This window comes from Luteolibacter rhizosphaerae (assembly GCF_025950095.1).
Lineage (GTDB): Bacteria > Verrucomicrobiota > Verrucomicrobiia > Verrucomicrobiales > Akkermansiaceae > Haloferula > Haloferula rhizosphaerae.
Genome location: NZ_JAPDDR010000008.1, coordinates 368,468 through 381,636, shown reverse-complemented (window position 1 = coordinate 381,636; position 13,169 = coordinate 368,468). Strand labels below are relative to the sequence as shown.

Sequence of the window (13,169 nt, the reverse complement as noted above, 5' to 3'; positions counted from 1 at the left end):
TGAGAAAGGAGAAGAACTGGAATGGGTACTGGAGGACCGGAACACGTTCGTGTTGAGACGGGTCAAACCGGCGAAGTCGGTGCTGAAAAAGCCGAAGGCTTAACCTGACGCGCATGCCCAAAGGGGCGGCAATGAGAAAGCCCAGGGTAAGGAGCAACGCGACGCAACCCTGGGTACACCGCCAAAAGTGATTGGTGCCCTGAAGGGGCACAAGGAGCTCGCGATTCCAGATCCCGTCCACGACCATCCCACCCCTCACCTTACTCCCATCCTCGCCACACACCTCTCCACCGACGCCAGATACGTCCCCCCGAACAAATTCAAGTGATTCAGAATATGGTAGAGCTCGTACAGCCTCTGCCGCTCCTCCCACCCCTCCGCCATCGCCCCGTATCCTTCGTCAAAGGCCTCCGGCGGAGACCCGAATAGATTCAACATCGCGATGTCCGTCTCCGGATCTCCATAGTACGGGGCCGGATCAAAGACGATCGCCTGCCCCATCCCCGGCGACCCGCAATTGCCGCCCCACAGGTCCCCGTGAAGCAACGCCGGTCGCGGCTCGTGTCCGGCCAACAACCTCTCCGCCGCCCCAAGAATCCCGCGCTCCGGCACCTCATACCCCTTCGACTGCGCCAAGCGGATCTGCGGCCTCAAGCGGCGCTCGATGTAGAACTCCTGCCAACTCGCGCACCTCGTATTCTCCTGCGGCGTCGCCCCGATAAAGTTGTCACGGTCCAGCCCGTGACTCTCCGCGTTCACCGCATGCAGCCCGGCAAGCTGGCGTCCCAGATTCTCCCACGCCGCATCATTCATCCCGACCAGATCCAGCCATTCCATCGCCATCCAGTGCGTGCCATCCGCTTCCTCTCGCTCCGCAATCACCTGCGGAACCCGGATGTGCGGCGCCAGACAAGCCAAGCCCTCTCCTTCCGCCCTCAGCAACTCCGCCGCATCACCCCGGCCGATCTTCACGAACACGTTTCGCCCGTCATGCATCCGCAAGCGCCGGCAGTCATGGATGCACCCGCCACCCACCCGGCCGAAATCCCGCGGACGCGATCCGAGCGCCGCCGCAATGATATCGCTCATCTCGTCCATCGTCCTATCTAACAAAATACCCGCTCCTCACTCCTCCCGGCACCTTCTCCAGTGCCTCCGCAGCGCCCGGTCGGCGAGGTCCGGCTTGAACTCCCGCAGGAACTTCTCCTCCGCCTCCAGCGTCCCGATCAGCAACAAGGTCCCGCCCTCCGGCAACACCTCGCCGGGTCCCGGATTCAGGATCCACCCCTCCTCCGTCTCGACCGCGATCACCGTACAGCCCGTCTGGCTCCGCACCGCGCAATCCGCCAGACGCCGCCCCGCCATGCTGTGCGGCACCGGCGTGGGGAACAGGCTCACCCCCTCCGCCAGCAGCAGGTGATCGTTCTCGCGCAGCAGGTTGAAAATCGTGTTCGCCCCCATCGACGCGGAGGACAGCACCAGATTCGCACCCGCCCGGTGCAGCGTGCTCACGTTCCGCTCCGAGGTGCAGCGCGCGATGATCTGCACGTTCGGTCGCAGCCGCCGGAAGTAGATCGTCAGCGAGATGTTCAGGTCATCGTCATGGGAGGTCACGATCAGCGTCGCCGCCTCACGCGCCCGCGCTGCCTTCAGCGTCTCCATGTGCGTCGCATCCCCGATGATCGCTTCCGGATGCTCGATCACCCGCTCTGGCAGCTTCTCGATGATCACCGGGCTGAAGCCCGCCTCCTGCAGCGCCCGGCTCGCGATCCGGCCCACTCGTCCACCCCCGATGATCACCACGTGCGAGCGCTCCGCGTTCCCGCGCCCGAAGAGTTCGTCATAGGTCGCGATCTGCTCCTCGCTCCCCGCCAGCACCAGCAGCGTGTCGCGCTCGATCATCGTGTGCGGATCCACCGAGGCCAGCCGCCCGTGGTCCCATACCCCGATCACGCTCAGCCCCGTACGCTCGCGGATCGCGGAGCCCAGAATCGTCTTGCCTTCCAGCTCCGTCCCCGCCGCGTTCGCCTCCGCAATCACCAGTTCATTCGAGCGCCCGATCACATGCGCCGCGGAATCCTTCCCGATCACCCGGCGTGCCAGCGCCTGCCCCATCATCTGCTCCATCCGCAGCACCAGCGTCGCCCCCGCCAGTTCCAGCACGTCCCGCGCCGCATCCGTCGAGGCGGAGGCCACGATCGGCACCGTCTCGTTCAGCTCCCGCGCCGTGAAGGTGATGTTCGTGTTCAGCACGTCGGAGCGCGTCGCCACCAGCAACCCCGCCCGCGCGATCCGCATCCGCTCGTAGGTCTGCGGATCATCCAGCGGCCCCACCGCCACCTTCGCCCCCTGCTCGTACAGCTCCAGTGCCTCCGCCACCTGCGGCGTCAGGATCACATACGGGTGCCCGTAGCGCTCCAGCATAGGCACCAGCGCCTGCGTGATCGCATCATGGCAGGTGAAGATCACATGCCGCCGGATCTCCGCCGGCAGCTCCCGCGGCGTCCGCGCCGACTCCTGCGCCCGCATCCACGGCGCATAGAAAAACTCGATGAACGTGAAGGGCAGGATCACCAGCAGGAACACCACCCCCGTCATCATCACCACCACCGAGAACATCCGCCCCAGATCGCTCGCGAAGGTGATATCCCCGAACCCCAGCGTCGTCATCACCGTCAGCGTCCAGTACAGCCCCGTCAGCCAACTGTGCTCCTGCCCCTCCCGCTCCATGATCACATGGAACAGCACGCTGTAGAGCGCGATCATCAGCGCCAGAATCACCAGCAGCCGCATCAGCGCCTTCAGATTCTTCCGGCTACTCCGGATCTCCAAAAACGCGGTAACAACGGCAACAAGCGACTTCATGCAACAACAACTGCTCCCCGCACACTAACAGCGATTCCCCACCCTCCCACCCAAAACCGCCCCCCCGGGACCGCGGATCTTCAGTCCGCTTGGACGGTCGAGCAAAGCACCTCTCACTCCCATTACACCCTCGCTGTAGCGGAATCACTTCGTGATTCCGGCTGCTCGCGTCCGCCCCCAGAACGCCATCCTCCTCTCCAAAAGCCCCCCCATCCGCGCCATCGGCGGTCTCCCCTCAAAAAGCTCCGCGCTCCCCTCTGCCCCCTCCGCGCCTCCGCGTTTCGTTCCCTCCAAAACAAAAAACCCTCTGCGCCCCCTCCGCGCCCTCTGCGCCTCCGCGGTAAACCCCTGGTGTCCCCAAAATCGCACCAATGACCAATGACCAATGCAAAACTACCCGCATGATCCCTTGCCTCATCCGCCCTCCGGGGATTTACCTAAGCCCCCCGGTTGATCTGGATTTCCCGACCAAAACAGTCGAATGAATCCGCCCCTCGAAGCGTCGTACGGTCATGATTTTCCATCGATCGATTCCCATGTTTCTCTCCGCGCTGGGACCGCTCACCGCGGCAAGCTTTCCCTTGGTCCCCGCCTCGGCCCTCGTCATGACCACCGCACAGGTCAAGGGCTACTGGCTCCAATCCCTTGAGCGACAGCGATCCCGACAGCAACGCGACCCTCTCCCCGAGGAAATCCGCGAAGGCCGTCACGATCTCGCCGCCCAGCTTGTCTGTCTCAGCCACAACGTCGAAGCCTGGGCCCGCCAAGGAAACGAAGAACAAGCCCGCCAAGCCGCCGCCGACCTCCTCAAACTCAGGCAACAAGTCGCCACCGGCGAACTCGCCTAAATCAAGGAGGGGGTGCGTCCCGCGCCCCTCACCGGACCGGAAAAGCAAATTCACCACCTTCCATCAGAATCCAAAGGGGCCGCATCAAGCGCCCCTTTTTTAGTGCCCAGTCACCTCCTCTCAACGACGGCCCCAAACTTCAAAGTTCCGGCAAAGGACCGGATCCATTCTCATCCCCATCTGCGTACATCCCGTAAATCTGCGGTTGGATCGCCTCCCTCACCCATCCCCGCAATCACCGGAAAACCCATCTGTCCTCTCAATAACTTTTGCGCCCTTTTGCGCCTTCTCGCGGCCAAGAACATCTTCGTCCAATCCATCCCGGTCCAAACATCCCCCGGGAAGGAAGGACCTCAGCTCCCCAGCAGCGCCGCATACTCCTGCAGCGCCCCCTCATAAATCCCCGCCGTAGCCGCCTCCGGCTCCAAGCGCGACCCCTCCGCCGGCTTGCAGAACACCGCCTGCAGCTCCGCCAAATCGTGGCCCAGCGCATCGGCCGCCCGCAGCGCCGCTCCTAAGCCCGCCCCGTTCGCGATCGCGAACCGCTCCACCGGAGCCTGGAAAATATTCGCCACCAGCTGCGCGATCCCGTCGTTCTGCGAAGCCCCGCCCGTCAGCCGGATCAGCTCCGCCTTCTCCCCGATCCACTGGCTATGCAGCCGCATGTTCAGGAACTGCCCTTCCAGCAGCGCCCGCACCTGCGATGCCGGATTCTCCCCGGCCTCGAACTCCGCCGAACCCTTCCGCACCGGACCGCTGAAATCGCGCCGCGGCGTGATCTCCGGACCAAAGAACGGCAGCATCCGGTTTCCCTCGTTACCCGCCGGAGTCGCCGCCAGCCCCTCGCGGTCGAAGGCCGACCAATTCAGCCCCAGTTGATCCCGCAGCGCCTCGCGCGATAGCGAACCGTTACGGAAACAGATCAGCGACATGAAGCCGCCCGCCGGATTCCCGAATACGTGCCCGAACCCCTGCGGATCCGTCACCGCCTTCTCCATCGCCGCAAAGAAGGTGTCCGAGGTCCCCAGCGAAATCACGATCGTCCCCGGTGCCGTCGCCCCCATCCCCACCAGCGAGGACGGATTGTCCCCCGTGGACAGCACCACCTGACAGGACGCCGCCAAACCGTACTTCTCGACGAAATAGCGCGATACCGGACCGGCCACGCTCGCGGAGGCCGCCGCCGGCGGCAGCTTCGCCCGCAGTCCCGGGGCCGTCGCATCCAGCAGCGCATCGTCCCAATCCAGATTCTGGAGATTCAGCAGGTTCATTCCCGCCCCATCGCCGTGGTCGATCGCGATCGACTTGCCCGCCAGCACCGAGCCCACGAAGGAACTCACCAGGTGGATCACCGCGGTCCGCTCGTAAGCCTCCCGGTCCTGCTTGTAAAAGCGCCGGATCTGCGGCCCCGTGAAACGCTCGATCGCCACCGAACCCGAGATCCGGCACACCTCTGCACTCCCCCCCGCTGCCGCGGCGATCTCCGCGCACTCCGCTCCCGTGGAGGTATCCATCCAGATCGGCGCCGTCGCCCGCGTCAGTGCCGCCGGGATCTGTTCCACCAGCGAAACCGCCGGGTCCAGCGTGGCGAGTCGTTCCTCAATCGTGTCGTTAAAATACACAGACCCGTGCTGTTGCCCCGAACAAGCCACCGCCTGGATCTGCGACAGGTCGAATCCCTCCGCCAGCTTCGCGAAAGCCAGGTCCAGAGCCTCCAGCCACATCCGCGGATCCGCATGCACCTCGCCATCCTTCCCGCCCGGGATAAAGCCGCTGGGCGCTCCATACGCCGGAAAGGCCGCACCGAAGTTCACGGAAACCTCCTTTACGATCGCCCCGCTGGCGGGATCGATCACAAGGGCGGAAAGCGACTGGGTCGAGGAATCGAGGCCGAGGAACATGCGTGCGAATGAACCTCAGTGCGGCAACAAAATACCAGCCGGAAGCATGGCATGACGCCCTACCACTTCAGCGTCACCCCCGTCCCCAAAAGCCGCGGCACCCCCAATTTCCCCGACACCGGCAGCCCCACCCCGCTGTAGTCGTTCTTCGACAGCGCATAGTCCTCATCCAGCAGGTTGCTCCCGAAAACATAAGCCTCCACCCGCTCCCAGCGGTAACCCGTCCGCGCCGACCACAGCATCCGCGACTCCAGCTTCGTGCCCACCGGCGAATCGATCTGCGCGTAGCTCGTATCCGCCCAATTCAACGAGGTCTCCCCGAACCACCCTGTAACCGGATTCCAAGCAATTCCGCAGCCCGCTGTCCACTCCGGTGCCAGCGGGAAGGCCTGCCCGTCCCGGTTCACGCCATTCACCACCAGCCGCTCGTATTCCGCGTGCAAGTAGCCGCCGAAAACCCCGGCAGAGAAGTTTCCATTCTCCCAGCGCATCTCCACCTCCGCGCCGCTGCGCTTCGCCTTTCCACTATTCGAGATGAAGCTATCCACCACCGGGAACCCACCCGGCGGGATGTACGGCACGTGCGCATCGTTAAGCCAGGCATGGAAAACCCGCGCCTCCGCCTTCAGGCAATCCCACTGCTTCCTTGTGAAGGCATTGATCTCCCAGCCGCGCTCGGGACCGTAAGGGTTCGATACTCCCAAGCTCGGTGCCACCGCCGCTCCGCCGGATCGATAGGAGCGGGAGATCTTGATCCCCGTGGTTATCGTATCGCCACGCCACTCGGTTCCGAGTTCCGGAAGCCACTCGGCGTAGTCCACCTCGACTTTCCCCATGCCGCGCGTCACCCCGCCAAGCTCGGCCGCGGTCCGTTGCTCGCGCGCTTGATAATCTAGGCGCACGCCTCCGTGCACCCAAAAGCCCGCACCGAGTTCGAGTTCCCCTTGGCCGAAGATTGCCGCGATCTCGACATCCTCATCGGTGGTCGTGGTGAATGGCCGCCCGAACGGCACCGGGCCTAGCCCCCTGCCTTCAAAACTCAAGCCGTATTCGGAGGACTCGGCGTAGATCCCGCCGAGCCACTTGAAGCCCTGTCCTTCCTGGCCGAAGCGCGTGCTGGCCGTGAAACGCCGCTCATCCGAAGTGTAGAGATAAAACCAGTCGAGCAGCGAGCTGCCATCGAAGTCGGTGTAGTGGGTACCATCAAGATTCGAATAGGACAGCTCGGCGTCCCACCAGAGTCCTCGCTCGAACTCCATCCGGCCGCGGAGCAGAACCGCATGCCTGTCCGCAGGAAGCGAAGTGGTCGTATTCAGGTCCACCACCCCGGCATGAATATTCGGTCCGAGCTGGAACGACTGGCCGAAGAAGTTGCCGCGACCACGGTCGACATCCACCCGCAGGTCGAAAACCGAGCTTTCATCGCCACCGGGTCTCCACCGGAGCTGTCCGCGGAAGGAGCTACGCTGCGTGGCTGCGAACTCTTCGTTGCCATCATGGATGTTCACCACGTTGCCATCGCTCCCCTCGCCCGAGGCATTCAGCCGCAGTGCCAGCTTGTCCGGGATGAGCACCATGTTCTCGGTAAGCCCGGCGCGCCACGACTGGAAGCTGCCGATCTCCCCCAACGCCTTGCCCTCGTGAACGAATTGCGGCGCACGCGGTTCCAATCGCAGCTCGCCACCCATAACCGCAGCACCGCGACCGAAGAGGATCGGCCCGCGTGTGAGCTCTACCGCCTCCACATCCCACAGCAAGGGAGCTGCTGCAGATAGCGAGGATGCGGTAGCAGGCACACCTCCGTCCGAGAAATTCACCAGAACGTTCGATTGGGTACCGACCAGGAAGATCACGTTGTCGTAGCCCACCCCACGCACCGCGAATGAAGTGGCGCTCGGCGTCCCCTGCTGGACGTTCGGCAAAGACGGGAGAATCTCTTGAAACCCGCGCCCGCCCGGCAGAGGAATCGCCAGGTCTGCGTCTGTTCTCAGGATCCTCTCGGCATCCGCCGTGACCATCACATCCGGCAAGGGATCGGTCTCATCCGCAAAAATCAGACCGGGGAAGAAAACGACGCTGGCAGCCAAGGAAAGGGTACGCATGGGGGATCCGGGGGAGATAGAACCTTGAAGTCCTAACACGGCGCAAGACCTAGGATCAAGGTAGCTCCGCATTTCCCCAGCCTGCTACAGCCCCAGTTCTCCACGCAGCGCCTCGAAGACAGGATCCTTGCGCGGCTCCGGAGCGGTGGTCACGCGTTTCTTCCGCGGAGGCTTGGAGGCGGAACGGGCCGGCGATGCGAGCGGGGGCTTAATCCGGGGAGGCCTCGGTTTCATCGCGGGGATTGGGATTGGCTTTCGCGCGTCTCAAGCACCTTGTCGGCAGACTCGATCCAATGTTGGACGAAGAACTTCTTCTCATCAGTCAGGAAACGCGAGTCGCGGCCGAGGATAGGCCTCAGCGAGGTCGTCATCTGCAAGGTCACCATCAGGAAGATGCAGCTCCACACGAAAACCGGCCCCCGCGAGGTCGCACCCGTGAGGCCGACGGCAGTTTCCAAGAAACGGAAGCCGAAGCAAAGGGCCACGAACCACGGCATCAGACCCAGAGCCCCCATGAACCCGAAGGCGTCCGTAGCCTGAGTGAAGATCCAAACCGCCGGCGCAAACCCGAGGAGCAAGAGACCGGCCAGCGCCAACATCCCCGCCAAGGTGGACGCCAGTTGCCCTGCCCCCGCCCGCGATCCCGCCAAACAGGAGAAGATGTAGAGGCTTGGGTAGCAGATGATCCCCGCGATCAGCAGTCCTACGGTGATCTTGAGCGGAGCAGCCCAGAGCTGCGTGCCCATCGCGAAGCTGCCGAGCACGAGACCGAAAGCGATCATCGAAATGATCGCAATCCCCAGAAAGGATAGCAGCGCCCCGCTGCCAGGTTCGGCCAGACGGGCGACCAATCCTCGGGGACTGCGGAGCAAAGCCTCGAAGAGCGCGCGGATATCCAGCTTGTCCGGCAAAGGCGGCTCGACCCTCGCTGGCGGTGGCTGGGGCATGTAGGGCGGAGGTTGGGGCGTATCGGCATTCATGGTCGTATGGGTCGTGGTCGTTGTTGAGATAGACGGTAGAAGTACGGCACTAGCAGTAGCAGAGTAAGAATACTTGCGAGGGAGAAGGGCAGCGCGGCACCGCGGGTGACGCGATCAAGCGAGCGCCACACGGCTTCATAGAAGCTACCGTGCATGGGATCCGGACGCAGGAAGGCGACCTCCAAGGTCGGGGTTCCGAAGAAGGGTCGGAGAATCCAAGAGAACTGGGCCCCGAGAAATCCGTTCCCGGCCAGCCATGCGAACATCGTCGTCATCGCCACCCGGCGCGAGGGGCAGCGCTGCAGCAAGATCTTGAAAAGGGATAGCGTACCCGCAATTCCTGCGATCGCAATCAGCGCGACGTGGAAGAGGAGATAGCCCGCATGGGCCGAGCTGGCATAAGGTGAATCCGGCGGCGGGGCATCCAGCGCCAACATGAAGGTCACCGGTGCCAATGATCCCAGGATCAGAGCGGCCGACGCAAAAGCGCTCAGCAGCGCAAGCATCGACTCCTTGAAGCCGACTCCTCCCAAGAGAATTCCGAGCAGCCCGTTCAACATGCCGTTACAGCCGAGCGTGCATGCCACCAGTAGCGGCATCTTGATCGCCACATAGCAGCCCATCACGGGCGAACGCCAGAAGCCAGTCGTGAAGCCATAAACCGCCAGTGCAAGAGCGGCCAATCCGGCGGTCTTCGCGATAGTCCCCGGCGAAGGGTCATCGAGGAGCTCGGAGCTCGGTTGTAGCAAGCGGCGGATCACTTGCGAGGATCACGAAGCCTCGCGGTGAAGTAGGAATGAACCCGGAATGAAAAGACCGGACTCATTCGGTGAAAGGTCCATGGCAGGAGAATGAAGCTGTGAAGCTCCGATGGAGAAACGAAGAGAAGACCGTGCGCTACCCCGGGGAGGACCGGTTCTCACACGGCTTGCGCTCCCCTCCCGCCCGTTGCATGCTGGCAACCATGCGCGCCCGCCTGACGAAAGAGTTCCGCTTCGAAGCCGCCCACACCTTGCCCAGCCTGCCGGAAGGCCACAAGTGCCGGCAGATGCACGGGCATAGCTTCAAGATCGAGATCTCCGTGGAAGGCGAAGTCGATGAAAGCATCGGCTGGATCTACGATCACAAGAAGATCTCGGACGCCATGCGGCCGTTGCTCGAGCAACTCGATCACGGCTACCTCAACGACATTCCCGGCCTTGAAAGCCCGACCATCGAGCGCATGGCCGCATGGTTCTGGCGGAAGCTGGAAGCCGACCTTCCTGGCTTGGCTGAAATCGTGATCTTCGAGACACCGACGGCACGATGCTCGTTCAAGGGTGAGTTCTGACCCTCTCGGTCAAAGTGATCGCCCCCGGCCACAAGAATGCAGCAGGGGGCGATGGGAGACGCGGGAGGAAACCGCTTATTCCCCGGCAGGCGGGGTTGTTGATTCCGGAGCGGCCTCTTGCTGGGCCCCACGCTGCGCTTCACGTGATCGGCGGCGTTCTTCCATCATCGGGCCGAGATCCTGGAGTCCGCCCATCCCTTCCATCATGCTCTTGAGACCGGTGGTGAGCTTCTTGGCGGAGGTGACGGTCTGATCCATCTTCTCCAGTTCCATCGAGGGGAGGTTGTTGATGCTCCTATCCTCGGCAGCCTTCGACTGTTGCTCGGTGGCGGCGGCGGCAAAGGTAGCGGATTGATCAGGATCGAGGATCGCCTGGAACTCGCTGGTGAATGCGGTGTCTTTCATCGGCTGGCCGCCGCGGAAGTTCTCGCGATCAAGCGGATTGATGGTGGTCTTCAGATCGTCGGCGATCGAAGCTTGGATCTGGTCGTACTCGTCCTGCGGGATCTCCCCGCGCGAATGAGCATCGCTGGCCAGCATGAGCTGCATGAGCGCCTGAGGGTCCTTCTTCAGCTTCTCGATCGACTCCTTCGATTTCGCGAGCTCGCGCTTCTGGTATTCCTTGTAGATCTCTCCGGCCTTCTCCTGCTGCTCGTCGGTGAGCTTCAGGTCGTCGTTCAGTCGCCCGCCCAATCCCATGCGGAGACCGTTGCGAGGCCCGCCGAAGGCATTTCCCATTTGCCCTGACACGGCCATCTCGCCCATGGAGACGGCGTCCTCCAGCAAGCTGATGAGATTTGTGGCAATGTGCTTGGAGAGATTGGTACGAGCTTCGCCGTATTTCGCGATGAAGTCGGGATTCGCTGCAGGGTCACGGGGCTTGGCCCGATCACCGCGGGCGGCGGCGGATTCCACCGGAGTGAAGCTTGAAGCCGAAGAGGAAGGGGCGGTATTCACCTCGGTGTGTCCCTTCGCTGAGGAGGAATTCTCATCCTTGTTGCCGTTGATCAGGGCAATGGTTCCCGCTCCGGCGAGCAGAACGACGACTCCGGCGGTAATGGCGGTTTTCTTGGTCATGGCGATAATTCCGATGGTGGTTAATGTGGCGGTGCCGCTGCCCCCCGCAACTGCGAGGGCATTCGAGGCAAGGAGAGAGGTGGAGGGAACGGCAGCTTGGGCATCTGAAGCGAAGCCGGCGAGCATGACAGCCCCGAGCGAGCCACCGACCTGATAGCCCCGGCGGGCGAGCTGGCCACGAAGCTTCTCGGTCGCGCGGTCGAGCCGCTTCTGGGCAGCGTCCGTGGCAATTCCGAGTGCTGCTCCGATCTCGCGAACACTGAGCGAGCGGTAGAAGCGGAGCAGGAGGGTCTCCCGGTCCTTCGAGGAGAGGGCGGCCAGCGCTTCATCCAGCACCGGCTGGATGCGCTGCCATTCCGCTGCCGGGGAGGCCTGCGGTTGGTTTTCCATATGCGTGCGCAGGATGTGGAGTTTACGGATCTCCCGCTTCCGCTGGCGGAGGAGATTGCGGGCCTGGAGAATTGCCGTCACGTGGAGCCAGCCAGCCAAGGTGGCGCGACCGGACAAGCCGCGGGCCTTGCGGGCCAGGGCGATGAAAGCGAGTTGGGAGGCCTCCGCCGCTAGCGAATCATCCCCGCACGTGCGCTTGGCGGCCATATGCACGAGGCCTGCGTAGCGCTCCACCAGGGCGTGAAAGGCCGACTCGCGGTGGCCATCGAGCCAATCGGCGAGGAGTTCGGAGTCGCTTGGGCCGGTTCCGGACATGGTTTCCACGCTATCTTGTCCGCCTCCCGGAGGAAACGGACAAGAATTTGCGGGAAATTTGCTGCGAATCGAGGCCCCGATCCAGGATCAGGGCCTGACGGCTTGGTCAAAAACCGAGAGAGTCCATTCCGCAGGGGGCCGGACCAAGACACGGCCGTGACTGAAATCGAGCGGCATCCAGAGGTAGCGGCCATCGATCGGATCCTTGGGGCGCCAGACATCGAACATCGCGATGAAAGCTCCGGGTTTGCCCGCCACAGGGAGGATGTAGGTGCTCTGCCCGCCATAGGTGAGCTCCGGACCCGGGCCCCCATTCGGATTGGGTCCGACACAGGGATTCCCGAGCGACTTCCACGTGCCGAGCGGGTGATCCGCAACGAAGGAGCGGGCGGCATTCGGATCCCAACCGGTGCAACCGGAGGTGATCATCCAGTATCTTCCCTCGTGCTTGCAGATCGCCGGAGCCTCGTTGTGGCCGCCCGGTTCGACCCGCGAGTAAACGCCAGTGAAGCCTAGATAATCCGGCGTGAGCAGGGAGATATTGAGCGTGTAGTTCTCCTCCGCCGAACCGATCAAGTAGGCCTTTCCGTCGTCATCGGCGAAGAGAGTCATGTCCCGCGACATCTGTCCGCCCGAGAGGTCGCGCTTGAAGTATTCAAAGACGCGGTCCTCCGCTTCGGGATTATGGTTCACCGGCAGGGATCCGGCATTCGGGCGATGCGAGGAATGGAAGACGTAGGGTCCCGTGATCTTGTCGGCCACTGCAACCGCGGCGCGCGCTGTGGCATATCCTTTTCCGAGATGCTCGAGATGGAACCACATGACGAACTTCCCGGTGCTCGCATTGTGGATCACCTTTGGCCGCTCGATGATGCAACCGCGGGCGATCTCGCTCGAAGCGTCCTCCGAAACCGGGAGGGCGATTCCCTCGTTCTTCCATGTGATCAAGTCGGCCGACGAGTAGCAGCCCACCCCGACCTGAGCGGAGTTCCCCTTGGGGCCGGAGATCTTGTGCTCCCCGAACCAATAATAGGTGCCGCCATGATGAATCACGCCGCCCCCGTGGGCATTGATATGCACGCCATCGGTGTCCTTCCAGATCTCCCCGGGGGTGAAAGACTCCGCGGCCGGGCTGGAGAGAGGAATCAAGACAAGGGCAAGAAGGCGGCAGAGGCGAGGAAGCTTCATCGGAGTCACAGACAGATATTGTGAACCCGGGCGAGCATGCCGCAGGCCGGATCGATCGTGGCAGGGACATTTCCCCGCGACTTGCCGAATCCCCTCTGCTTGCCGATGAATCGGTTTGGTATGAACGGAAACGGCACCGCAGTCATGCCAACTGCGGTGCCGGTCATCGTTGT

General features: G+C 63.0%; 10 protein-coding genes. 2 read left to right on the top strand and 8 right to left on the bottom strand.

Translation table 11 applies throughout. The features are described 5' to 3' along the window. Positions 1-255: 255 nt before the first annotated feature. A complete protein-coding gene (locus OJ996_RS17105) occupies positions 256-1,089 on the bottom strand; it encodes a fructosamine kinase family protein (RefSeq protein ID WP_264514849.1) in 834 nt (277 codons plus the stop codon). Between the two features lie 36 nt (positions 1,090-1,125). Then, entirely contained in the window at positions 1,126-2,865 is a 1,740-nt protein-coding gene (locus tag OJ996_RS17100; RefSeq protein ID WP_264514848.1) for a potassium channel family protein, read from the bottom strand. A 512-nt stretch (positions 2,866-3,377) separates the two neighbouring features. Between OJ996_RS17100 and OJ996_RS17095 the strand changes: the two genes are divergently transcribed. After that, positions 3,378-3,713 (top strand): hypothetical protein, encoded by a 336-nt coding sequence (locus OJ996_RS17095; protein ID WP_264514847.1) that lies wholly within the window; start codon positions 3,378-3,380, stop codon positions 3,711-3,713. Between the two features lie 353 nt (positions 3,714-4,066). On the opposite strand, the gene OJ996_RS17090 is transcribed toward OJ996_RS17095, so the two are convergent. The 4 genes from OJ996_RS17090 to OJ996_RS17075 all read right to left on the bottom strand — a co-directional run bounded on the left by OJ996_RS17090 (position 4,067) and on the right by OJ996_RS17075 (position 9,457). After that, entirely contained in the window at positions 4,067-5,614 is a 1,548-nt protein-coding gene (locus OJ996_RS17090; protein WP_264514846.1) for a xylulokinase, read from the bottom strand. Positions 5,615-5,673: 59 nt separating this feature from the next. Next, a complete protein-coding gene (locus OJ996_RS17085) occupies positions 5,674-7,716 on the bottom strand; it encodes a TonB-dependent receptor (RefSeq protein ID WP_264514845.1) in 2,043 nt (680 codons plus the stop codon). Between the two features lie 230 nt (positions 7,717-7,946). Beyond that, on the bottom strand, positions 7,947-8,696 hold the full coding sequence (locus tag OJ996_RS17080; protein WP_264514844.1) for a hypothetical protein: 750 nt from the start codon (positions 8,694-8,696) through the stop codon (positions 7,947-7,949). Next, on the bottom strand, positions 8,693-9,457 hold the full coding sequence (locus tag OJ996_RS17075; protein WP_264514843.1) for a hypothetical protein: 765 nt from the start codon (positions 9,455-9,457) through the stop codon (positions 8,693-8,695). The genes OJ996_RS17080 and OJ996_RS17075 overlap by 4 nt, the downstream gene beginning before the upstream one ends. A 203-nt stretch (positions 9,458-9,660) precedes the next feature. Here OJ996_RS17075 and queD point away from each other — a divergent pair, with 203 nt between their 5' ends. Beyond that, the gene (gene queD, locus OJ996_RS17070; RefSeq protein WP_035607290.1) at positions 9,661-10,026 is read left to right on the top strand and encodes a 6-carboxytetrahydropterin synthase QueD; all 366 of its coding nucleotides are present in this window, start codon (positions 9,661-9,663) and stop codon (positions 10,024-10,026) included. A 75-nt stretch (positions 10,027-10,101) separates the two neighbouring features. On the opposite strand, the gene OJ996_RS17065 is transcribed toward queD, so the two are convergent. Continuing rightward, positions 10,102-11,808, bottom strand: coding sequence for a sigma-70 family RNA polymerase sigma factor (locus tag OJ996_RS17065; RefSeq protein WP_264514842.1), 1,707 nt, complete (start codon positions 11,806-11,808; stop codon positions 10,102-10,104). Between the two features lie 87 nt (positions 11,809-11,895). After that, positions 11,896-12,996 (bottom strand): glycoside hydrolase family 43 protein, encoded by a 1,101-nt coding sequence (locus OJ996_RS17060; protein ID WP_264514841.1) that lies wholly within the window; start codon positions 12,994-12,996, stop codon positions 11,896-11,898. Between the last annotated feature and the right edge of the window lie 173 nt (positions 12,997-13,169).